This window comes from Streptomyces vastus (genome assembly GCF_039532825.1).
GTDB classification, from domain to species: Bacteria; Actinomycetota; Actinomycetes; order Streptomycetales; family Streptomycetaceae; genus Streptomyces; species Streptomyces vastus.
On the sequence record NZ_BAAASJ010000019.1, the window covers coordinates 32,165 to 53,728 of the forward strand.

25 protein-coding genes are annotated in these 21,564 nt (G+C 69.3%); 10 read left to right on the plus strand and 15 right to left on the minus strand.

Going from position 1 to position 21,564, the window contains the following annotated elements:
- Window positions 1–215: 215 nt before the first annotated feature.
- Window positions 216–944, plus strand: a complete 729-nt coding sequence (locus ABD357_RS07515; RefSeq protein WP_344388440.1) for a lysophospholipid acyltransferase family protein — start codon at window positions 216–218, stop codon at window positions 942–944.
- 42 nt (window positions 945–986) lie between these two features.
- On the opposite strand, the gene ABD357_RS07520 is transcribed toward ABD357_RS07515, so the two are convergent.
- The gene (locus ABD357_RS07520) at window positions 987–1,463 is read right to left on the minus strand and encodes a transglutaminase-like domain-containing protein (RefSeq protein ID WP_344388442.1); all 477 of its coding nucleotides are present in this window, start codon (window positions 1,461–1,463) and stop codon (window positions 987–989) included.
- An 83-nt stretch (window positions 1,464–1,546) separates the two neighbouring features.
- On the opposite strand from ABD357_RS07520, the gene ABD357_RS07525 reads away from it, so the two are divergent.
- Window positions 1,547–2,104 carry a DUF2975 domain-containing protein gene (locus ABD357_RS07525; protein WP_344388443.1) on the plus strand — a complete coding sequence of 186 codons (558 nt, stop codon included), beginning with the start codon at window positions 1,547–1,549 and terminating at the stop codon, window positions 2,102–2,104.
- Window positions 2,104–2,349 carry a helix-turn-helix domain-containing protein gene (locus ABD357_RS07530; protein WP_344388444.1) on the plus strand — a complete coding sequence of 82 codons (246 nt, stop codon included), beginning with the start codon at window positions 2,104–2,106 and terminating at the stop codon, window positions 2,347–2,349. Before ABD357_RS07525 ends, ABD357_RS07530 begins: the two co-directional genes overlap by 1 nt.
- A 17-nt stretch (window positions 2,350–2,366) precedes the next feature.
- On the opposite strand, the gene ABD357_RS07535 is transcribed toward ABD357_RS07530, so the two are convergent.
- The 3 genes from ABD357_RS07535 to ABD357_RS07545 are packed head-to-tail and all read right to left on the minus strand — an operon-like array spanning window position 2,367 to window position 5,625.
- The gene (locus ABD357_RS07535; RefSeq protein WP_344388446.1) at window positions 2,367–3,437 is read right to left on the minus strand and encodes a threonine aldolase family protein; all 1,071 of its coding nucleotides are present in this window, start codon (window positions 3,435–3,437) and stop codon (window positions 2,367–2,369) included.
- Entirely contained in the window at window positions 3,434–4,189 is a 756-nt protein-coding gene (locus ABD357_RS07540; RefSeq protein WP_344388619.1) for an SDR family oxidoreductase, read from the minus strand. The genes ABD357_RS07535 and ABD357_RS07540 overlap by 4 nt, the downstream gene beginning before the upstream one ends.
- Before the next feature lie 38 nt (window positions 4,190–4,227).
- The gene (locus ABD357_RS07545) at window positions 4,228–5,625 is read right to left on the minus strand and encodes a DUF6421 family protein (protein WP_344388448.1); all 1,398 of its coding nucleotides are present in this window, start codon (window positions 5,623–5,625) and stop codon (window positions 4,228–4,230) included.
- Window positions 5,626–6,041: 416 nt separating this feature from the next.
- On the opposite strand from ABD357_RS07545, the gene ABD357_RS07550 reads away from it, so the two are divergent.
- Window positions 6,042–6,725 (plus strand): glycerophosphodiester phosphodiesterase, encoded by a 684-nt coding sequence (locus tag ABD357_RS07550; RefSeq protein WP_344388450.1) that lies wholly within the window; start codon window positions 6,042–6,044, stop codon window positions 6,723–6,725.
- Window positions 6,726–6,742: 17 nt separating this feature from the next.
- Here the strand turns inward: ABD357_RS07550 and ABD357_RS07555 are convergent, their stop codons facing one another.
- On the minus strand, window positions 6,743–7,288 hold the full coding sequence (locus tag ABD357_RS07555; RefSeq protein ID WP_344388452.1) for a GNAT family N-acetyltransferase: 546 nt from the start codon (window positions 7,286–7,288) through the stop codon (window positions 6,743–6,745).
- A gap of 71 nt (window positions 7,289–7,359) precedes the next feature.
- Between ABD357_RS07555 and ABD357_RS07560 the strand changes: the two genes are divergently transcribed.
- Window positions 7,360–7,746 carry a VOC family protein gene (locus tag ABD357_RS07560; protein ID WP_344388453.1) on the plus strand — a complete coding sequence of 129 codons (387 nt, stop codon included), beginning with the start codon at window positions 7,360–7,362 and terminating at the stop codon, window positions 7,744–7,746.
- Between the two features lie 11 nt (window positions 7,747–7,757).
- On the opposite strand, the gene ABD357_RS07565 is transcribed toward ABD357_RS07560, so the two are convergent.
- Together ABD357_RS07565 and ABD357_RS07570 are read right to left on the minus strand one after the other, a co-directional pair.
- The gene (locus ABD357_RS07565; protein ID WP_344388454.1) at window positions 7,758–8,129 is read right to left on the minus strand and encodes a VOC family protein; all 372 of its coding nucleotides are present in this window, start codon (window positions 8,127–8,129) and stop codon (window positions 7,758–7,760) included.
- Between the two features lie 55 nt (window positions 8,130–8,184).
- On the minus strand, window positions 8,185–9,150 hold the full coding sequence (locus ABD357_RS07570; protein WP_344388456.1) for an LLM class F420-dependent oxidoreductase: 966 nt from the start codon (window positions 9,148–9,150) through the stop codon (window positions 8,185–8,187).
- A 61-nt stretch (window positions 9,151–9,211) separates the two neighbouring features.
- Between ABD357_RS07570 and ABD357_RS07575 the strand changes: the two genes are divergently transcribed.
- The 3 genes from ABD357_RS07575 (at window position 9,212) to ABD357_RS07585 (ending at window position 11,185) form a co-directional block, all read left to right on the plus strand.
- Entirely contained in the window at window positions 9,212–9,454 is a 243-nt protein-coding gene (locus ABD357_RS07575; RefSeq protein WP_344388458.1) for a DUF7218 family protein, read from the plus strand.
- Between the two features lie 109 nt (window positions 9,455–9,563).
- Window positions 9,564–10,202 carry a diguanylate cyclase gene (locus ABD357_RS07580; protein WP_344388459.1) on the plus strand — a complete coding sequence of 213 codons (639 nt, stop codon included), beginning with the start codon at window positions 9,564–9,566 and terminating at the stop codon, window positions 10,200–10,202.
- On the plus strand, window positions 10,199–11,185 hold the full coding sequence (locus ABD357_RS07585) for an SMP-30/gluconolactonase/LRE family protein (protein ID WP_344388460.1): 987 nt from the start codon (window positions 10,199–10,201) through the stop codon (window positions 11,183–11,185). The genes ABD357_RS07580 and ABD357_RS07585 overlap by 4 nt, the downstream gene beginning before the upstream one ends.
- On the opposite strand, the gene ABD357_RS07590 is transcribed toward ABD357_RS07585, so the two are convergent.
- Entirely contained in the window at window positions 11,178–11,666 is a 489-nt protein-coding gene (locus ABD357_RS07590) for a flavin reductase family protein (protein WP_425584760.1), read from the minus strand. The genes ABD357_RS07585 and ABD357_RS07590 overlap by 8 nt on opposite strands.
- Window positions 11,667–11,789: 123 nt before the next feature.
- Entirely contained in the window at window positions 11,790–12,158 is a 369-nt protein-coding gene (locus tag ABD357_RS07595) for a DUF6479 family protein (protein ID WP_344388462.1), read from the minus strand.
- Between the two features lie 123 nt (window positions 12,159–12,281).
- On the opposite strand from ABD357_RS07595, the gene ABD357_RS07600 reads away from it, so the two are divergent.
- Window positions 12,282–13,331: a Ppx/GppA family phosphatase gene (locus tag ABD357_RS07600; protein WP_344388464.1), complete on the plus strand. Its 1,050-nt coding sequence runs from the start codon at window positions 12,282–12,284 to the stop codon at window positions 13,329–13,331.
- Between the two features lie 49 nt (window positions 13,332–13,380).
- Here the strand turns inward: ABD357_RS07600 and ABD357_RS07605 are convergent, their stop codons facing one another.
- Window positions 13,381–14,292 carry a GNAT family N-acetyltransferase gene (locus ABD357_RS07605; RefSeq protein ID WP_344388465.1) on the minus strand — a complete coding sequence of 304 codons (912 nt, stop codon included), beginning with the start codon at window positions 14,290–14,292 and terminating at the stop codon, window positions 13,381–13,383.
- A gap of 167 nt (window positions 14,293–14,459) precedes the next feature.
- Between ABD357_RS07605 and ABD357_RS07610 the strand changes: the two genes are divergently transcribed.
- Window positions 14,460–15,221, plus strand: coding sequence for a VOC family protein (locus ABD357_RS07610; RefSeq protein WP_344388466.1), 762 nt, complete (start codon window positions 14,460–14,462; stop codon window positions 15,219–15,221).
- Between the two features lie 23 nt (window positions 15,222–15,244).
- Here ABD357_RS07610 and ABD357_RS07615 read toward each other — a convergent pair whose 3' ends face one another.
- From ABD357_RS07615 to ABD357_RS07635, 5 genes are all read right to left on the minus strand, one after another.
- Window positions 15,245–17,248 carry a glycoside hydrolase family 31 protein gene (locus ABD357_RS07615; RefSeq protein ID WP_344388468.1) on the minus strand — a complete coding sequence of 668 codons (2,004 nt, stop codon included), beginning with the start codon at window positions 17,246–17,248 and terminating at the stop codon, window positions 15,245–15,247.
- 99 nt (window positions 17,249–17,347) lie between these two features.
- A complete protein-coding gene (locus ABD357_RS07620) occupies window positions 17,348–18,175 on the minus strand; it encodes a carbohydrate ABC transporter permease (protein WP_344388469.1) in 828 nt (275 codons plus the stop codon).
- Complete coding sequence (locus tag ABD357_RS07625) at window positions 18,172–19,134, minus strand: carbohydrate ABC transporter permease (protein ID WP_344388471.1); 963 nt, start codon at window positions 19,132–19,134, stop codon at window positions 18,172–18,174. The genes ABD357_RS07620 and ABD357_RS07625 overlap by 4 nt, the downstream gene beginning before the upstream one ends.
- Window positions 19,135–19,142: 8 nt before the next feature.
- Window positions 19,143–20,387 carry a sugar ABC transporter substrate-binding protein gene (locus tag ABD357_RS07630; RefSeq protein ID WP_344388472.1) on the minus strand — a complete coding sequence of 415 codons (1,245 nt, stop codon included), beginning with the start codon at window positions 20,385–20,387 and terminating at the stop codon, window positions 19,143–19,145.
- A gap of 25 nt (window positions 20,388–20,412) precedes the next feature.
- Entirely contained in the window at window positions 20,413–21,549 is a 1,137-nt protein-coding gene (locus ABD357_RS07635; RefSeq protein ID WP_344388473.1) for a LacI family DNA-binding transcriptional regulator, read from the minus strand.
- Window positions 21,550–21,564 lie beyond the last annotated feature (15 nt).

Sequence of the window (21,564 nt, forward strand, 5' to 3'; positions counted from 1 at the left end):
CACGCCTCTTCAGCACTTATGAAAGCCTGAAGATTCCCGGCCCACTGGAGTCGAGCTGTCCCCCGAAGTGACGAGAATCTCGCGGTTCGAAGGAACGAGGGCTGGCTACTCGTCCGTTCTTCGGGCACGATCTGCGCAATGCCGTAAACCTACGGCTGCGTAACTTCCCGCCGGGATCCCCCCTTCCCAGGCAGAGAGAAGGGTCCACTCCGTTCATGGCTGAGCTTGCCTACCGTCCCGCCATCGGTCTCGCCCGCACGCTGTTCAAGGCCTGGGACCTGAAGATCGACTGCAAGGGCTCGGAGAACATCCCGCGCTCGGGCGGTGCGGTGCTGGTGAGCAATCACATCAGCTACCTCGACTTCATCTTCGACGGTCTCGCCGCCCTGCCGCAGAAGCGCCTGGTCCGCTTCATGGCGAAGGAGTCGGTGTTCCGGCACAAGATCTCCGGCCCGCTGATGCGCAACATGAAGCACATCCCGGTGGACCGCAAGAACGGTGAAGCGGCGTACGCCCACGCGCTGGACTCGCTGCGTTCGGGTGAAATCGTCGGGGTTTTCCCCGAGGCCACCATCTCGCAGTCGTTCACGCTGAAGAGCTTCAAGTCGGGTGCCGCGCGCATGGCCCAGGAGGCAGGGGTCCCCCTGATCCCGATGGCCCTGTGGGGTACGCAGCGGCTGTGGACGAAGGGCCACCCGAAGAACTTCAAGCGCAGCCACATCCCGATCACCATCCGGGTGGGCGAGGCGATCGAGGCCTCCCGCGACAAGTACGCGGGCGCGATCACCCGCCAAGTGCGCGAGCGCGTCCAGGAACTCCTGGAAGCAGCCCAGCGCGCCTACCCCGTACGCCCCAAGGACCCGAACGACACCTGGTGGATGCCGGCCCATCTCGGCGGCACCGCTCCCACCCCCGAAGAGGTCAAGGCCGCCGAGGCGCGCTGATACACGTCGGCCTGGACGTGCACGGCTGTCTGGGCGCTTGCCTCAGAGTGCGGTGGGCAGCGTCTTCCACAGGTACTCCCGGCCGGGGGCGGCCTTGAGGGCGTGCAGAACAGCCGGGTGAGGTTCGGCATACAGAACCGAGTAGTCCATCTCAGCGGACTCCGGGTGGGGCACCCAGGCCAGGCGTTCGCCCTCGAGCGAGAACTGTGCGTCGACCCCCGGTTTGTTGCCGTGGCAGTCCTGCCGATGCCATGCCCCGTTGAACCGCACGGCGATGAGACCGTTGGCGTGGCAGATGCCGGTTCCCTGCTCCAGGACGCCCGAGGCGCGCCAGGTGACGCGCGGGTCATCGCTGTCGGCCGAGTGCGGGATGACGTCCCGGATGAACTCGTACGCCGCTCGCGCATAGGCATACGAGTCGGCGACCGTCGACGCAAGGCGCGCCGCCGTCTCCCGTAGGAGCGGATGATGGTGGTCTATGACCTCGTCGACGATCAAGTATGCGAACAAGTCGGACATTTCCTGAGAACTCCCTCGGATCCCTTTGCGGCGCCTATCGAATATCGATAGATTCTCATCGTGGTTCGATCGAGGGAGACGTGATGGGAAAGCTGACAGTGCTTGCACTGCGCGCCGTACTCGTGATGTTGCTCGCCGGCTCGGTGTTCGTTCAGGGGGTGATGGTGCCGCTGCTGGGCCGCGATCTGGAGGGCGTCGACTCGGACCTCGCGTACCCGCCCGCCGCGTACCTCGTGATCATCGTCCTGGGCATCGTGACGGTCCAGGTCGTCCTGGTCTGCGTATGGCGGCTGGTGACGATGGTGCGGCGCGGAACCGTGTTCTCCCACGCCGCCTTCCGGTACGTGGACGTCGTGACCGGCGCGATGGTGGCTGCCGCTGTCCTGGTGTTCGCGCTCGGGGCCCTACTGGCGCCGGGCGAAGCCGTCGCGCCGGGCATCGTCCTCCTGATCGGCGGGGTCGTCGTGGCGATCCTGGGTGTCGCGTTCATCGTGCTCGTGCTCGTGCTCGTGCTCGTGCTCGTGCTCGTGCTCGTGCTCGTGCTCGTGCTCGTGCTCGTGCTGCGGATGCTGCTCGCTCAGGCCGTCGCGCGCGACGTCGAGGCGACGCGGATGCAGGCCGAGCTGGCGGAGGTGATCTGATGCCGATCGCCGTCGACATCGATGTGATGCTGGCCAGGCGGAAGATGTCCGTGGGCGAGCTCGCGGACCGCGTCGGGATCACGCCCGCCAACCTGGCGGTACTCAAGAACGGCCGCGCCAAGGCGGTGCGCTTCACCACCCTTGCCGCACTCTGCGAGGTGCTCGAGTGTCAGCCGGGAGACCTGCTGCGCTGGGAGGCGGAGGACGCCCAAGGGGCGCCGACGGGCGAGTTCAGCCGTCGGTGAAGGTGGCCCCGGACGTCCTAGCGCGCCATCTCCTCCTTCAGTGCTGCCACGAATCCGTCGACGTCGTCCTCCGTCGTGTCGAAGGAGCACATCCAGCGGACGTCGCCTGCCGCCTCGTCCCAGAAGTAGAAGCGGTAGCGCTTCTGGAGGCGTTCGCTCACGTCGTGGGGCAGCCGGGCGAAGACCGCGTTGGCCTGGACGGGGTGGAGGATCTCGACGCCGTGCACCGCGCGAACGCCCTCGGCGAGGCGCTGGGCCATCTCGTTGGAGTGGCGGGCGTTGCGCAGCCACAGGTCCTTGGCGAGCAGCGCCTCCAACTGCACGGAAACGAAGCGCATCTTGGAGGCGAGCTGCATCGACATCTTGCGCAGGTGCTTCATATGGCTGACGGCGTCCTGGTTGAGGACGACGACGGCCTCACCGAACAGCGCGCCGTTCTTGGTGCCGCCGAAGGACAGGACGTCCACGCCGACCGCGTTGGTGAACGTCCGCATCGGGATGTTCAGGGAGACGGCGGCGTTGGCGATCCGGGCCCCATCGAGGTGCACCTTCATGCCGCGGGCATGAGCGTGCTCGCAGATCGCACTGATCTCCTCGGGCGTGTAGACGGTGCCCAGTTCGGTGTTCTGGGTGATCGAGACGACCTGCGGCATCGCGCGGTGCTCGTCCTCCCAGCCGTACGCCTGCCGGTCGATCAGCTCGGGGGTGAGCTTGCCGTCGGGGGTGGGCACCGTCAGCAGCTTGAGACCGCCCATGCGCTCGGGTGCGCCGCCCTCGTCGACGTTGATGTGCGCGCTTTCCGCGCAGATCACCGCGCCCCAGCGGTCCGTGAGCGCTTGGAGTGCCACGACGTTGGCGCCCGTCCCGTTGAAGACGGGGAACGCCTCGGCCGTCGCCCCGAAGTGACTGCGCATCACCTGCTGGAGGTGGTCGGTGTACGCGTCCTCGCCGTACGAGACCTGGTGACCGCCGTTGGCCAGGGCCAGGGCGGCGAGCACCTCGGGATGGACCCCCGCGTAGTTGTCGCTGGCGAAACCACGGACCTCCGGGTCGTGATGACGCCGCGCGTCGGTCTTCGGAGGGTTCACGGCTTCTTTGTCAGCCACAGACGCTGTCCGTTCACTTCGGCGGCGGGCTGCTCCCAGACGTCGGCGATGGCATCGGCCAGGTCCTTGACGTCCGTGAAGCCCGCGAACTTCGCGTTGGGGCGCTCGGCGCGCATCGCGTCGTGCACCAACGCCTTCACGACCAGGATCGCAGCCGCCGACGTGGGCCCGCCGGCGCCCTCGGCGATCCCGGCCTTGCGGAAGTAGTCGGCCAGGGCCAGTGTCCAGGCCTCGGCGGCGGCCTTCGCGGCGGCGTAGGCAGCGTTGCCCGCGGTGGGCTTGCTCGCCCCCGCGGCGCTGATCAGGACGTACCGGCCTCGATCGCTGCGCTGCAAGCCCTCGTGGAAGGCGAGGGAGGTGTGCGCCACGGTGCGGATGAGCAGCATCTCCAGGAAGTCCCAGTCATCGAGGCTCGTCCTGGTGAAGGTCTCGCTGCCGCGCCAGCCGCCGACGAGGTGGACCAGGCCGTCGACACGGCCGAAGTCCTTCTCGACGCGGGTGGCCCACTCCTGGGCAGACTGCCGGTCGAGCAGGTCGACCGTGTCCCCGATGACGGTCGCGCCGCCGTGTGCGTAGCTCGCCGCGTCCACAGCCTCCGCGAGCCGCTCCGGATCGTTGTCGGAGCCGATGACGACCGCTCCCGCCTCGGCGAGCCGCATCAACGCGGCCCGGCCGGCCGGACCACCCGCACCGGCCACCGCGATCACCGCGCCGTCGAGCGCCCCGTTCCCCATGGTCCTCGCCTCCTGAGCAATGTTGATGGCGACGTCGCTCACGCGGCGACCCGCTCGGCGCTCTCCGCTGTGATGCCTTTGGTGGAGGCGATCACGTTCTTGAGTTTCTTGGAGAGTGCTTCATAGAACATGCTCAGCGGAAACTCGTCCGGAAGCACGTCATCGACGAGTTTTCGCGGCGGCTGGCTCAGATCAAGGGCGTCCGGGCCCTTGGCCCACTTGGAGCCCGGGTGCGGGGCGAGGTAGGTGGAGACCAGTTCGTAGCCGGCGAACCAGTGGACCAGCTTCGGACGGTCGATGCCGTCGCGGTACAGCTTCTCGATCTCGGCGCACAGCTCGTTGGTGACCTGCGGGGCGCGCTGCCAGTCGACGGACAGCTTGTTGTCGGTCCAGCGGACGACATCGTGCTTGTGCAGGTACGCGAAGAGCAGCTGGCCACCGAGGCCGTCGTAGTTGCGGACGCGCTCTCCGGTGACCGGGAAACGGAACATCCGGTCGAACAGCACCGCGTACTGGACGTCACGGCCCTGGGGGACGCCGTCGGCCTCCAGCTTCACAGCCTCCTTGAAGGCGGTGAGGTCGCAGCGCAGCTCCTCCAGGCCGTACATCCAGAAGGGCTGGCGCTGCTTGATCATGAAGGGGTCGAAGGGCAGGTCGCCGTGACTGTGGGTACGGTCGTGGACCATGTCCCACAGGACGAAGGCCTGCTGGCAGCGGTCCTGGTCGGCGACCATGTCGCGGACGTCGTCGGGAAGTTCGAGCCCGAGGATGCCGACGGCGGCCTCGGTGACCCGGCGGAACCGGGCGGCCTCCCGGTCACAGAAGATGCCACCCCAGCTGAACCGCTCGGGGGCCTCGCGCACCGCGATGGTCTCCGGGAAGAGGACGGCCGAGTTGGTGTCGTAGCCGGAGGTGAAGTCCTCGAAGGTGATGCCGCAGAACAGCGGGTTGTCGTAGCGGGTGCGCTCCAGTTCGGCGAGCCAGTCAGGCCAGACCATGCGCAGCACGAGGGCTTCGAGGTTGCGGTTCGGGTTGCCGTTCTGTGTGTACATCGGGAAGACGACCAGGTGCTGCAGGCCGTCCCGGCGGTCGGCGGCGGGCTGGAAGGCCAGCAGTGAGTCGAGGAAGTCGGGCACCTCGAAGCCGTCGTCGGCCCAGCGGTGCAGGTCGCCGGCCAGCGCCTTGTGGTACGCGGCGTCGTGCGGCAGCAGCGGGGCGAGCGCCTCGACGGCGTCGACGACACGGCGTACGGCGCGATGGGCGTCGCCGGGATCAGGGGCCCCCTCGGCTTCGAAGTCGATCGAGCCGTCCTTGGACTGCCATGGCCGGATCCGCTCCACGGCATCCTTGAGCACGGGCCAAGCGGGGTGCTCCACCACCCTGCCACCAGGAGGAATCTGCTCCTCCGCACCCACCTGCACAAGAATTTCCGTCATGACCTCATCCTTCACGGGAGAACCTTGCGTACGCACACCGTATGCATGCGAGGTTCTCCGTCACAAGTGGAGGTCCGGGAAATCATCCTGTGTCATCCCCATCGTCACCGCTCTTTTTCCTGTCAGATGCCGTTTTGGCGATTACTTCCACCGCTTCCGGGGTACCAGCCCGGGCGATCGGCGCATGGTCCGTCAACCCACTTGGGGACTCGCCCACCCAGGCGTGAGCCGAGGTGCCGCGACAGGCTGCGTCCGGACGGCTGCACGGCGTGCTGACGAGCAGCTGGAAGGCGTGATTCCTCGCGTTCGGACCGGGTTCATCGCCGAGCCGGGCTATTAGGCTGCCGCCTGGCCGCGTGGGCACGGGACCGCAGCGCGCGGCCGCCGAGCCGCCGTCGACGGAAGCGGAGTCAGCCTTGAACTTCCTCACCATCGGTCACCGCGGAATCATGGGTGTCGAACCCGAGAACACCCTTCGTTCCTTCGTCGCCGCCGAGCAGGCGGGCCTCGACGTGATCGAACTCGATCTGCATCTGAGCAAGGACGGCGCGCTGGTCGTCATGCACGACGCCGACGTGGACCGTACGACCGACGGTTCGGGGCCGATCGCCGAGCAGACCCTCGCCGAGCTGCGCGCACTGGACGCGGGCCGCGGTGAGCGCATCCCGGTCTTCGAGGAGGTCCTTGACGCCGTCACGGCTCCGCTCCAAGCCGAGATCAAGGACGTCGCGGCGGCTCAGGCGCTCGCCGAGGTCATGCACCGGCGGGATCTGTCCGGCAGGGTCGAGGTGCTGTCGTTCCACGACGAGGCGATCGCCGAGATCGCCCGGCTCGTCCCGGGCGTACGCACCGGGCTGGTCGCCAGCCGGTACGGCACCGATGTCGTCGAGCGCGCCACCGCGGTCGGCGCCACCAGTGTCGTACTGAACATCCGGCGGCTCACCCTGGAGATCGTCGAGTGCGCACGCAAGGCGGATCTGCGGATCATCGGCTGGGTGGTGAACACACAGGACCATCTGCGGCTGGTACGCGCCCTGGAGCTGGACGGCGCGACCACCGACTACCCGGAGATCAAGCGCACCGGGCGCTTCACGGCCTAGGCCAGGCCTAGGCCGGTTCACGCAGCGAGCGCCTTCACCAGCAGCTCGAACTGCAGGTCGTCGCGCTGCGGAATGCCGAACCGCTCGTCGCCGTACGGGAAGGGCGTCATCTGTCCCGTACGGCGGTAGCCGCGCCGCTCATACCAGGCGACGAGGTCTTCTCGTGCGGAGATCACGGTCATGTGCATCTCCGCGGCGCCCCAGATCTCGTGTGCGTACCGCTCGGCCTCGGCGAGGATCACCTTGCCGAGGCCCCCGCCCTGCTCCGCCGGGCTGACCGCGAACATGCCGAAGTAGGCGTGATCACCGCGGTGTTCGAGCTGGCAGCAGGCGATCAGGGTGCCGTCGCGCTCGACGACGCGCAGCCGGCTGTCGGGCGACTTGATGACCTCACGCACACCCTCCGGGTCCGTCCGCTGCCCCTCCAGGATGTCCGCCTCGGTGGTCCAGCCGATCCGGCTGGAGTCCCCGCGGTAGGCCGATTCGATCAGCGCGACAAGGGAGTCGACGTCGGCGTCCGTGGCATCGCGGAAGGTCAGTCCGATGGAGGCGGCGGTGTCCATGGAAGAGTTCTCCGAATCTCGGCGCGGCCCGGGCACCGACGAGCGTAACCCTCCCACTAGGGTGCGACTCCATGGTGCATGTACTGAGCAGCCGGACCCTGCTCCGCCCGACCGACCCCGACCGCTCCCGCGCCTTCTACGGCGAGCAACTGGGCCTCGCCGTCTACCGCGAGTTCGGCACCGGCCCCGAACGCGGCACCGTCTACTTCCTCGGCGGCGGCTTCCTGGAAGTCGCCGGCCGCTCCGCCGAACCTCCCTCCCCCGCGGTCAAGCTGTGGCTCCAGGTGGCGGACGCGACGGCCGCGTACGAGGAGCTGACGGCTCGGGGCGTCGAGGTCCTGCGGCCTCCGGTCAAGGAACCGTGGGGTCTGATCGAGATGTGGCTCACCGACCCGGACGGGACCGAGATCGCGGTGGTGGAGGTGCCCGCGGACCATCCGCTGCGGTATCGGCCGTAAGGCTTCCCTCGTCAGTCCCAGCACAGGCAGAACGGATGACCGACCGGATCCGCGTACACGCGGAAGCGTCGGCGGCCGTTCTCGTCGTCCAGGTCGAGTGGGGTGGCGCCGAGGGCCAGTACCTGGGTCTCGGCGGTGTCGATGTCCTGAACGGTGAAGTCCAGATGCATCTGCTGGGAGTTGTCGTCGGCGCGCGGCCAGTCGGGCGGGCGGTAGCCGGGAGCACGCTGGAACGAGATGTGGTGGCCGCCGGGCACGTAGAGGTCGTACCAGTCGTCGTCGTACTGCTTCACGTCACCGCCGAGCACACCCGCGTAGAAGGTGGCGAGGGCCGGGGGATCCGGGCAGTCCAGGGCTACGAGGCGGTACTCGGCGATGGCCATGGTGGGTAGATCCTTTTGCTCGGGTCTCGCAGGGGTCTTGCGGAGCGGGTCTCCTTCACAGCTCCTTCAGCGCCGGCAGCAGCTCTTTCTCCGCCCAGTCCAGGAACGGCTGCTGGTGGTCGCCGCCGACCTGGACGAGAGCTATTTCCGTGAAGCCCGCCGTGACGTAGGGGCGTACGGCCTCGACGAAGGTGTCGACGTCGTCGCCGCACGGGATGGTCTGGGCGACGTCCTCGGAGCGTAGGTACCCGGTGGCCGCGTCGAAGTTCGCGGGGCCGGGGAGCTCGGCGTTGACCGGCCAGCCGCCGAGCGACCAGCGGAACTGCTCGTGGGCCCGGGTGACGGCGGCGTCCTTGTCGGGGTCGTAGCAGACGGGGAGTTGGCCCACCCTGGGCTTGCCCGTTCCGCCGTGGCGGTCGAAGGAGTCCACCAGCTCGGACTTGGGCTCGGTGGCGATCAACAGGTCGGCCAGCCGGCCGGCGAGTGCGCAGGAGTGCTCGCCCGAGGCGGCGATGCCGATCGGGGTCGGTTCGTCGGGGAGGTCGTACAGCTTGGCGTTGACCACGTCGAAGTGCTCGCCGTGGTGGTTGAGGGTCTCACCGGTGAACAGGGCGCGGATGATCTCCACGGCCTCTTCCAGCATGCCGAGACGGATGTGCGCGGCGGGCCAACCGCCGCCCACCACATGCTCGTTGAGGTTCTCGCCTGAGCCCAGTCCGAGCCGGAAGCGGCCCTCGGCGAGCAGCTGTGTCGTGGCGGCCTTCTGCGCGACGACCGCCGGGTGATAACGGGTCGTCGGGCAGGTCACGTACGTCATGAGGGGAATCGTGGAGGTGGCCTGCGCCGCTGCGCCGAGCACGCTCCACGCGTACGGGGCGTGGCCCTGTTCCTCGAGCCACGGGAAGTAGTGGTCCGAGGTGACGGAGAAGTCGAATCCGGCCTGCTCCGCGGCCACCACATGCCGTACGAGCTCACGGGGGCCGGCCTGCTCGGTCATCATCGTGTATCCGATTCGCACCATGCGTTCCGGGTGGCCGGTGGAGGGTACCCGAAACGTGCCGTCGAGGAAGGAAGGGATTTTCATGCCCAGGCCGCAGATCAAGGACGAGAAGACGTATCAGTCGCTGCGCCGCGAGGGCGCGGGCAAGGAGAAGGCGGCGCGGATCGCCAACAGCCCGACGTCCTCCTCCCGCAAGGGCGGCAAGCGCGGCAAGTACGAGGAACAGTCGAAGTCGGACGTCTACGAGGAAGCCAAGAAGGTCGGCATCAAGGGCCGTTCCTCGATGTCGAAGGACGAGCTGATCAAGGCGCTGCGGAACCGCTGACACCGAGCCCCCGGGCAAGCCCGGTGCGACAGCCGACGGCGAGTGTGCCCGGGCCGGTGCCGGGTACCGGAGCCGGGCACGCCACATCCTCGTGTTGACGGAGGTTTCCATGGCTCTGCCCGGCAAGTCCCTGACCGACTCGTGGAGGCACTGGCGGCGGGGACGCGCCCGGTTGCCGGTTCCCCTCTCGTCCACCGACGTGGAGGACGCGAACCGGAGGTTTCTGCTCTTCGGGATGCTGCCCCTGTGGGTCGTGCCCGCGGTCGCCGACTGGTGGATGCACCGGCACACCCGAATCGAGCACACGGCCGGCACGAAGGAGTCCGTCGTACACGCGCTCATGATGACCGAGGCCGGGGTCCCGGTCGCCATGGGCCTGCTGGCCCGGATCAATCCTCTTGTCCTGTCCGTCATGGGTGGCGCCGCGGCTGCCCACAGCGCCACCGCCCTCTACGACGTGACCCTGGCCACCGAGAAGCGCGAAGTCCGCCCCGTCGAGCAGCACATCCACAGTTTCCTGGAGGTGCTGCCGCTGTCGGGGCTCGCCTTCATCGGCTGCCTGCACTCGGATCAGGTGCGCGCGACACTGCGTGGTGGGCCCGGCCGCGACGACTGGAAGCTGCTGCCCAAGGAGAGGCCGCTGTCCGCCCCGTACCTGCTGGGCCTGAGCGTGGTGATCGGTGCCGGTGTCGCGCTGCCCTACGCAGAAGAGTTGACGCGCTGCATCCGGGCACAACGCGCTTCATGACACCGCGCCGAAACCCTCCTCGGCCGCTGCCGTCCCCGCGTCGGATCCTGCTCGGTGGCACGGGCCCGGAGGACGTGGTCCTCGACCACGAACGCCGTGTGGTCACGGGCGTCGAGGACGGTCGCATCCTTCGTGTCCACACCCACGGTCCCGCCCGGATGGAGCAGCTCGCCCGTACCGGAGGGCGGCCGCTGGGGCTCGAAGTCCTGCGGGACGGACGGCTGTTGGTGTGTGACGCGGAGCGCGGACTGTTGCGCGTCACCCCCGGCTCCGGCGGTCCAGGCGGCTCCGGTGAGGGCAGGGTCGAGGTTCTCGTGGACTCCGTGGCCGGTGCGCCGCTGCGGTTCTGCAGCAACGCGACCGCGGCGGCGGACGGCACCGTGTACTTCACCGCCTCCAGCACGCGATACGGCCTTCAGGACTGGCTCGGCGATCTCATGGAGCACACGGCTACCGGACGGCTGTTCCGGCTCCGGCCCGACGACGGCGCGCCGGAAGTCCTGCTGGACGGCCTCGACTTCGCGAACGGAGTCGTGCTGTCCGACGACGAGTCCTGTGTCGTGGTGGCCGAGACCGGCGCGTACCGTCTGACCCGGCTGTGGCTGTCCGGCCCGCGGGCCGGCCGCCGCGACACCCTGACCGAGAACCTCCCGGGCTTCCCGGACAACCTCTCCCGTGGCGCGGGCGGGACGATCTGGGTCGCCCTGGCAGGTCCACGGCAAGCTCCCCTCGACTGGCTGCGACACGCGCCGGTCCACGCTCGCCGGGTGGTCTGGCGGGCCGTACGCCCTCTGCGTATCCGCCCGCTGCCGGTCGCGCGCGTCATGGGCATCGGCCCCGACGGCAGCGTCCGCCACGACCTCAGGCGGCCCAGGGCGGGCTACCGGATGGTGACCAGCGTGTACGCACACGACGGAACCCTGATCCTCGGCAGCCTCTTGGAGGACGCGGTCGCCGTGTGCGAAGTGCCCGGCATCAACTGACCGGGTGCCCGGCAGTGATGTCGGCGATATCGCTCAGGCACAAGGGTTCGCGCTCCGTCGACGCCTGTGCCTCGCCCGCGACGGGGCTGAGCAGGAAGCCGATGTGGTCACCTGTGTCGATGTGCTCTTCGACCCGGCCCACGAACCAGGCGAGCGTGTCGTCCAGTACGGGAATGCCGCCGGGGCCCGGCGTCCAGTCCGTGCGGGCGAACTTGTCCACGCGGTCGCCGGTCTCGCCGCCGAACAGTTCCGCGAGCGCGTGCTGGTCGCGCCCGAGCAGATGCACCGCGAGCTGTTCGGCGGACCGTGCCACCCGGTAGGTCCTGTTCAGTGGCGACAGCCAGACCATGAAACGTGCGGGCTTGATCGAGCACGGCGAGGCGAAGGTCACCAGGCAGCCGGCTCGCTCTGCATCGGCCGTGACGGTCACCACGTACACGGGGTGGTCGAGCCGGTCGACGAACGGCTGCATGGCGGTCACGGCCGCTCCCTACTGGCGACGCCCGAGCGCCGCGGCTCGCACCTGTCCGGGTCGCCGGGGCAGCCCCCGACGGGACGGGGCTCCGTCACAAGCCCCGCCCCTTCGTGGACCGGCCGGCGACCCTCAGTGGTGTCCGGGGCTGCCGCTGCCGAACCCGCCGCTGCTGTTCGGACTCCAGCGCGGCGGCCTCTGGTCCTTCGCGGTGTGCGAGCGGATGTTGCCGAAGCCCCGCAGCTCGTGCGGGGCGAGGAAGCCGCCGTCATGCGGCACCTCGTCGGGCTCGCGCATCTCGCGGACCTCGTGGACGGGGCCGGAGTCGGGGAGATGGGGCTGGTCCTCCGGACGCGGCGGCTCGGGTTCCCGGGAACGCACGCGCATACCCAGCCACACCGCAAGGATCAGCATCGACGCGATCACCACCCCCATCGCGAAGGGGATGGCCCCCGCCGCGATCTCTTGAGGGATGGCCAAACCTCTGCCGAAGGTGTCCATGCCCTTCGTGTACCCCGAGGGACCAGCTGAAACGGCGCCCCGCGGGGCCCTTCTGGGGGGGCGCGCACTCGGGCGCGCGCGGGCCCACCGCATGGCGGACGCCGCCCCGGGTACGGGGAAGGGATGCGTATGGGAGTGCTCGATGTGGGCTCGAACACGGTACGGCTGGTCATCGCGGAGACGGACGGCGCTGTTCCACTGCCCGTGCACACCGCGAAACGGCGACTGAGACTCTCGGAGCACGTCGAGCGTGGCGGCCACCTGCCGGACGAGCAGGTGGCCCGGCTTGTCGGTGCCGTCACGGCCGCCCGGGACGAGGGCAGACGGTGGGGTGTCAGGCGGCCCTTCGCCTTCGCCACCGCGATCGTGCGGGACGCCCCGAACCGCACGGAGATCCTGCGACAGGTCGCCGCGGAGTCCGGGGTGCCGCTGCACATCCTGCCCGGCGAGGTCGAGGCCGAGCTGACGTTCCTGGCCGCGCGCCGGTGGATGGGCTGGCGTGCGGGTCCGCTGGCCATGCTGGACATCGGGGGCGGCTCGCTGGAGGTGGCGTTCGGCCGCAGCAAGCTGCCGGACTTCGCGATCTCGCTGCCGCTGGGGGCCAACCGGCTCACCCGCGAGTACTTCCGCGGTCAGGATCCGCCGTCGGAGCGCAGGACCAGGGCGCTGCGCCGCCATGTGCGCCACCAACTGCGCGATGTCGCGGCCCGCATACGCTGGGAGGCGCCGCGTACGACCGTCGCCACCTCGCGTACGTTCCAGCAGCTGGGCCGGCTGTGCGGGGCGCCGCCCGGCCGGTCAGGGCCCTTCACACCGCGCGGCATGACCCGTGCCGACCTGCGCCGGGCCACAAGCCGGCTCGCGGAGCTGTCGGCCGCGGAACGCGCCGATCTGCCGGGCATCTCCGCCGCCCGCGCCGGTCAGTCCCTGGCCGGGGCGATCGTCGCGCACACCACCATGAAGCTGATGGGCATCGACGAGGTGACCATCTGCCCCTGGGCGCTCCGCGAGGGAGTCCTGCTCCGCTGCATCGAGGACGGCAACGCCGACTGGTGGGACGGCACGGCTCCCTCCCTTCGCGGACATGAGGCGGTGCCGACACGGGTACTGCACCCCGTCGGCGGGGACGACGCCGCGACAGCTGGCGCTCAACTCCCGGGCGGCGCCGGGTAGTTGCCCGCCGGGTCGTGGGTCGGCGGACGATGCCGCCGGCCCACACGCGTCACTGGTGCACCCAGCCTCGGTCCGTGCGGGTCAGCTCGTGGAAGCCCGCGGCGGTCAAGCGTCCGATCGCCTCCGCATCCTCGGCGGTCTCGGCGTTCTCGTACGCGAGGAGCCGCTCCACTCCACAGAGGCGCAGCCAGTGGGCGGCCTGGGCGAAGAGCCAGGAGTCCAGGCCGCCGAGTGGCTGCTCGATGTGGAAGTTGCCGATGTCGGCGAGGCCGCCGCTTCGGGCGTGGCGCTCGGGGCGGCTCAGGGCGGTGTCGATCTCGATGAAGCCGAGAGCGTGCCGGTCTGTCCGTGCCGTGAAGCGGGTGCCGCACTCGCCGAGGGTGCGGTCGACGGAAACACCGGCAAGCGGCGTCAGCGACGGCAGATCGGCCACTTCGGCGATCAGGATGACCTCCGTGCCGCCCGTGTGCCGGAAGCCGGCCCGTTCGTATGCGGCGCGGATGTGCGGCCAGGGCCGGGGCACGCCGTACACGGCGGGGGCGGGCAGGGCGCCCTCGGCATACCGTACGCGGACGTTCCAGCGGGCGAGCTGGGCGACGCAGGCAGCCATCAGCAGCTCGGCGGCGTCCTCGGAGTCCGGCCAGAAGGAGGCGGTCGGATGGCAGACGAACCAGTTGATCTCGCCGGCGTCACGGTAGTCCTGGCCGACCTCGGCGTCGGCCCGGTAGCGCAGCAGATGCGCGCCGGCCACCACGTACTGGCGCTGCTCGGCGACGAGGGTGACCCGCTCGGCCACCCAGGGGTCGGTGATGAACTCGTCGGGCTGACGCTGGAGTTCGCTCAGCACGGTGTTCACGGAAACAGAGACACCGGGGAGAACGGCGGCGACGTGAGCGTTGACGAGCTCGGTGAGCTGGTCACGGTCGTCGCGGTGGAAGGGGCGCACCTTGAGCGCGGACATGCGGGGACCTCCGGGTCGATGAGCGTGAGGAGGCCGCCATGAGGTGCGGTACGACGCCGAGGGTACGCCGCTTGGGGCCCGCTCGCGATGGGGTTTCCGTCGGATGGCCGAGACTCCGGGGGCGGGTCTAGCGTGCAGGGAGAAGCGCTTCCGGCGGAAGGAAAGCCATGAAGTTGGACAAGGCGGTGCCCGGCGGGCCCTGCTGGACCGAGCTGGGGACCAGCGATCTGGAGGCGGCCAAGCGGTTCTACACCAACATCTTCGGCTGGCGCCCGGAGACGGATCCTCGTCAGGAGGCGGGCGGCTACACCATCGCGCACCTCGGCGAAGCACCGGTGGCGGCGCTGACCCCGCTGTACCAGGAGTCGCAGCCCGTCGCCTGGAACGTGTCGTTCTGGGTGCCCGACGCGGACGTGGCCGTGGCGGCCGTTCGGGCCGCGGGCGGTGAAGTCCTCCTGGAGCCGATGGACGTGTTCGATCTGGGCCGTTTCGCGGTGGTGACCGATCCGGGCGGCGCGGCCTTCCAGCTGTGGCAGGCGCGATCCTTCCCCGGTGCGGGGGTGTTCAACGCGCCGGGCTCGCTCGGCTGGGTCGAGTTGATGACGCGCGACCCCGTGGCGGTGACCGCCTTCTACACCGCGGCGTTCGGGTGGACGGTCCACGCCTCGGAGTCGTACACGCAGTGGGGCATCGAGGGATCCGACTTCGGCGGCATGGTGGAGATGGGCGACAAGTTCCCGCACGAGGTGCCGTCCCACTGGCTGCCCTACTTCGCCGTCGAGAACGTCGACAGGACCGCGCAGGACTGCACCGACGCCGGCGGCACCCTCCTCATGGAACCCACCACGATCGGGGACGGCAAGCGCATCGCCGTGCCACGGGATCCGCAGGGCGCGATGTTCGGTCTCTGTACCGCGGGCGAGGAATAGGCCTGGCCTCTGCTACCGGCGCATCACTCGCCCTCCTGCTTGAGGGGCAGCTCGGCTCCCTGACTGGTGAAGAGGGGGATGCGTTCGATCGGCGCCTCGACGGTGAGCGTCCGGCCGCCCTCGTACGCGTCGCCCGTCCAGGCGTCGGTCCAGGCGCGGCCCGCGGGGAGGTACACCTCACGGCTGCGCGTGCCCGGTTCCGTGACGGGTGCGACAAGGATGTCCGGTCCGAAGAGGAACTGGTCCTCGACGGCCCAACTCGCCTCGTCCTGTGGGAAGTCGACGAAGAGCGGCCGCATGGGCGGCACACCGTCGGCCGCCGCGACCCGCATCTGCTCGTGGAGGTAGGGCCGCAGCCGCTCGCGCAGGAAGAGCTGTTCCTTCAGAATCCCGTACGCCTCCTCGCCGTACGACCAGACCTCGTTGGGGCCGCCGGTCTGCGCGTACCCCCAGGGCATACGGGGTTCGCGGTCGCCGTGCAGGCGGAAGAGGGGGCAGAAGACGCCGTACTGGAACCAGCGGATCATCAGTTCGCGGTACGCCGGATCGTCCGGGTCTCCGCCGTGGAAGCCGCCGATGTCGGTGGTCCACCAGGGGATGCCGGAGACGGCGATGGACAGCCCCGCCCGCACCTGTGCGCGCAGCGAATCCCAGGTCGCGGGGATGTCTCCGGACCAGACGGCCGCTCCGTACTTCTGGGCGCCCGCCCAGGCCGAGCGGGACAGCAGGACGGTGCCGGGTTGTCCGGCGGCGGCCATGCCGTCGGCGAAGAGGCGGGCGTTGTCGCGGGGGTAGACGTTGACGGTCTGGGCGCCGGGACCTGCGTACAACGTCGTGTTTTCGTGGTGGGCCGGGTCGAGTTCGGGCTCGCAGGCGTCCAGCCAGAAGACGCGGATGCCCAGGTCGAGGTAGTTGCGCCGGATCAGGTCCCAGACGTACGCGCGGGTCTCGGGGTTGGTCGGGTCGTAGACGGAGACCTGCATGCGGGCCGCCATGCCCTTGTCCTGGACGAGGTGGTGCACTTCGGCGCCCTGGTCGGAGCCGAGGAGCAGACCGCGGTCGCGGAAGTCCTCGTAGTTCTCCGACAGGGGGGACACGGTGGGCCAGATGGAGACCATCAACTCGATGCCGAGTTCGGCGAGTTCGTCGATCATGGCCTGGGGGTCGGGCCATTCGTCGGGGTCGAAGCGGTAGTCGCCCATCGCCGACCAGTGGAAGTAGTCGGTGACGATGACGGACATGGGCAGTCCGCGTCTCTTGTGCTCGCGGGCCACGGCGAGGAGTTCGTCCTGGGTGCGGTAGCGGAGCTTGCACTGCCAGAAGCCGCTGGCCCAGTCGGGGAGTTCGGGTGCGTGGCCGGTGGCGTCGGCGTACCGGGCGAGGATGTCGCGTGGGGTGGGCGCGGCCGTGATCCAGTAGTCGATTCCGCGGGCCTGGTCGGCGGTCCAGCGGGTCGCGTTCTCGGCGAACTCGACCCGGCCGAGGGCGGGTTGGTTCCACAGAAAGCCGTAGCCCCGGCTGGAGAGCAGGAAGGGGATGGACACTTCGCCGTTGCGCTGGACGAGGTCGAGCCGCAGGCCCTTGTGGTCGAGGCGGCCGTGAGTGTGCTGGCCGAGACCGTAGAGCCGCTCGCCCTCGTACGCCGCGAACCTCTGGTGGATCTCGTACGCGCCGGACCGGTTGCCCTTGAACTCCCGGGCACCTGGGGCCCATGGGTGCTCCGGCTGCTCGGCGAGCAGTTCCTCGCCGGTACTGGTGCGGGTGAAGGTCAGCTGTGACTCGGCGCCGTGGAAGGCGACCGTGACGGTCAGCTCGCCGTTGACCAGCTGGGCCGTGGTCTTCTCGGCGCCGACGGTCACGGTGCCGCCGCGCTCCGGCGCCGTGTCGAGGGCGCCGACGCTGTCCGTGGGGATGCGGTACTGGGCGACCCGGACGCGGGCACTGTCCGTGCCCCAGGCCTCGACACGCAGCACCTCGTGGCGGTGCCGCACTTCCAGGGCCTCGTCGAGCACACGGAAGACGGGCATGGATCTCCTTGCGTACGGGCGGAGCTACTTCAGTCGCTGAGGGAGTTGTGGTGGATCTCAGGACGGATCTCAGGGGTCTCAGTGGTCTCAGGAGTGGTCTCAAGATTTGACGCTGCCGGCGGTCAGCCCGCCGACGATGTAGCGCTGGAGCATCGCGAAGACGCATACCACGGGGATGCTGACGAGCGTGGCGACCGCCATGAGCGGCCCCCAGTCGGTACCCGTCTGGCCGACGAAGGTGTTGAGCAGGACGGTGACCGGCTGCACCTTCGGATCGCTGTTCAGCGTGATCCCGAAGACGAACTCGCCCCAGCCGAGCAGGAACGAGAAGCCGCCGATCGCGATCAGTCCGGGCCGCATCACGGGCAGCACGACCCGCCACAGCACCCCCGGCAGGCCGCAGCCGTCGACCAGCGCCGCCTCCTCCACCTCGACGGGCATGGCCCGCACCAGTGGCCGCAGCACGATGACCGCGAAGGGCAGCGTCAGCGTCGTATCGGCGATCACCAGGCCGATGAGGGTGTTCGTCAGCTCGACCTGCCGCAGCACGATGAACAGTGGCGCGGCCAGCACGATGCTCGGCAGCAACTGCGCCACCAGCAGCGACAGGACCATCGCGCCGGAGCCCCGCATCCGGATCCGGGCGACGGCGTACGTCAGGGGCACCGCGAGCAGCAGCGTCAGCGCCACCACGCCCAGCGAGATGACGACGCTGTTGAGCAGCGCCTGGCCGAGCATCTCCTTGTCGAGGGCCCGCGAGTAGCTGTCTCCCGTGAACGGCGAGGGGATCCACTGCGGTGGCGAGACGAGCACCTGGTCGGGCTTCTTCAGCGAGGTGGCGATCATCCAGTACAGCGGCAGCAGGAAGAAGGCCGTGATGACGCCCGCGACGAGCGTGAGCAGCCAGGGCCGTTTGGTACGGGTCATGAGGCGGCTCCTTCCTTGCGCAGGCGCCGTACGTAGACGATGGCGACGATCAGTGGGATGACCAGCAGGAGCGCGCCCGCCGCCGCGCCCCGGCCGAGCTGGAAGAGTTTGAAGGCGATCTCGTACACGTACAGCGGCAGGACTCTCGTGCTGTCGACGGGCCCGCCGCCGGTGAGGACGAAGACCAGGTCGAAGACCTTGAAGGTGTAGATGAGGCCGAGCAGCAGCACGGCCGCCGAGACCGGCTTCATCATCGGGACGGTGATGTGCCGCAGCCGCTGCCACGGTCCGGCGCCGTCGATTTCGGCCGCCTCGTAGAGCGTCGGGTCGATGGACTGCAGGCCGACCAGAAGCAACAGCATGTTGAAGGGCACGCCCACCCAGATGTTGGCGGCGATGACGCCGGGCAGGGCGGTGCTGGGGTCGGTCAGCCAGTTGTGGGCGAGGGAGTCGAGGCCGACGAGGCGCAGGAGTTCGTTGTACGCGCCCGCATCGGCGTCGAGCATCCAGCGGAAGAGGGTGCCGCTGACGATCGGCGGCAGCAGCCAGGCCACCAGCATCAGCGAGCGGAACAGGCCCGCGAGCGGGAACGTCTTCGCGAACAGCAGCGCCAGCGCGAAGCCGATCGTGAACTGGAAGAACAGCGAGCCGGCCGTGAACACCAGCGAGATGCGCATCGCGTGCCAGAAGGCGCCTTCGGAGGCGACGCTGTCGTAGTTGTCGGCGCCGCTGAACTGCCAGTCCCCGGTGAGGAGATCACCGATGGCGACGTCGTGGACGGACGTCCAGAAGTTGTAGGCGAGCGGGAAGAGCATGGTCGCGCCGAGGAACAGCAGGGCCGGCGCCGACATGACGTACCCGGCCCGCGTGCGGCGCACCGCCAGTGAACGGCCGCGCCGCACGGTCTCCGTCTTCTCCACCGCCTTCAGCGGCTCGCGGGCTTTCACCTGAAGGCTCATTCCCTGCCTTACTTCTGCAGCTTGGGCGTGATGGCGGACGCGGCCTTCCGCGCGGCGGCCTGCGGGCTGGAGCTGCCCGTGAGGGACGCCTGGAGGGCCTCGGCCATCGCCTGCGACAACTGCGGGTAGTTCGGGCCGTAGGAGCGGGGGCGGGCGTTGGCGAACTCCTGCACGAAGACCTTCAGAGTGGGGTCGGTGGCCCACTTGCCCGCATCGGCCATGTCGGAGCGGGCGGGCAACAGGCCGAGCCCGTCGAGGTACTTGGCCAGGACCGTCTTCTCCTGGCTGCGCACGATGGCCTCCCAGCACTGGTCGGCCTTGCCGCTGGTCTTGAGGATCACCCAGTTCTCACCGCCGAGGCAGCTCGCCGGCTCCTTGTCGACGGGAATCGGTACGACACCCCACTTGACCTTCGTCTGGTCCTGCAGGGCGGGCAGTTGCCAGGGCCCGTTGATCTGCATGGCCGCACGGCCCGACACGAACTGGTTGTTGGCGTCCTGCTGCGTCCAGCCCACGCACTGCTTCGACAGCGAACCCGCGTCCACCAACTCCTTGAGGAACCCGAGCGCCTTGGCGCCGTCGGTGCCGAAGGTGTCCAGGTCACCGCCGGTGGACCAGAGGAAGGGCTCGAACTGGAAGACGCCCTCCTCGGTCTTGATCGCACTCATGGCGAACCCGAACGTGTCACCCTTGGTGAGCTTCTTCGCCGCCTCGGCGAGCTCGTCCCAGGTCTTCGGGGGCTCGACGCCCGCGGCCTCGAGCATCTCGGTGTTGTAGTACAGGCAGAGGCAGTTGGAGTTGTTCGGTACGGAGTACGTCTTGCCGTCGATGACGCCGCTGTTCCACGGGCCCTCGTAGTACGCCTTCGACTGGCCCCACTTCTTCACGCGGCCGGTGAGGTCGGTGAGGAGTCCCTGCGGGACGAAGGAGTTCATCGAGGTGTTGTCGATGATCGCGATGTCCGGCAGGTCCCCGGAGGCGGCGCCCTTGATGATCGCGGGCTCCAACTCGGCGAAAGGGAAGGTCCGTCGGGTGATCTTCACGCCGACCTGCTTCTCGATGTCGGCGATGAGGGCCTTCATCCCGGGCTGACGGGCCTCCTCGACGAGGTAGTCCCACCAGACGAGCTCGTTGGAGCCGGACGAGCCGCTCTCCGAGCCGCCGCAGGCGGTGAGCGGGCCGGCCAGGCCCGCGGCGAGAACTCCAGAGCCCGATATCCGCATGAACGAGCGGCGGTCGAACCGGTTCGACATGTGCGTCTCCCAGAGGGTGCGTGGATCAACTGCGCGTCTGCGCGGGGCCGGTGCTCGCGCGGACCGTGAGTTCGGGGGTGAGCAGGTGCTGCCGGGGCTTCGCCGTCGAGGAGCCCTCCAGCCGTGCCAGCAGGAGGTCCACGGCGAGCCGGCCCATGACGTCCGACGAGTTGTCGAAGCCGGTCATCATCGGGGTGACCGTCTCGGCCCAGCGGGCGCCGACGACGCCGGTCACCGAGACATCGCCGGGCACGGACAGTCCGGCCCGGTCGAGCCCGCGGTACAAGCCCACGAGCGCCGCCTCGTTGAGCACGACGAGCCCGGTCGTCAGCGGGTCGTGGTCGAGGAGTTCCTGCACGACCGCCTCGCCGGAGGCCGCGTCGTCCCCGCAGTGGTGGATCTCGCCGGTCAGCCCCAGCTCGTCGACGGCCACCCGGAAGCCGTCGACGGCTCGGTGCGCCGCCTCGTAGCCCACGGCGAACAGCTCCCGCGGCCGGTTCACCAGGGCGAGCCTCCGGTGACCGAGCTCGGCGAGATGCCGTACGCAGCGGGCGGTGAGTTCCGTCCAGTCCATGTCGACCCAGGACAGGGCGTCGGGGTCCGCGGTCCGCCCCATGGTGACGAAGGGGAACCCGGTGCCGAGGAGCCGGTCCACCCGCGAGTCCTGGACGCGTATCTCCATCAGGATCGCGCCGTCCACGCGGCGTTGGCCCACCAGCCGGTCGAAGGCCTCGTCCCAGCCCTCACCGCTGCGGGACAGCAGTACGTCGTGGTCGTGCGCGGCGGCGGCGTCGATCACCGCACTGAGGAAGTCGAGCTGCATGTCGGTGTAGCGCCGTCCGGCCGGCGGGAACACCACGCCGATGGTCTGGGTGCGGCCGTGGGCCAGGGCGCGGGCGCTGGCGTTGGGCTGGAAGCCGTGTTCGTCGATGACCTGCTGGATGCGCAGCCGGGTCCGTTCCGAGATCGGCCGCTTGCCGCTCAGGGCGTACGAGACCGTGCTGCGCGAGACACCGGCGAGGCGGGCGATCTCGCCGATGTTGACGGGTGTGGGGCTGCCGCTGTTCACGGGTATGCGGCTGCCTGTGGGCGCAGGGGTGCCGCCGCCTGCCTGCACCGAGGTGCGGCTGCTTTCGGCCACCTCGTCGAACCGGTTCGACATCGCGGACACACCTCC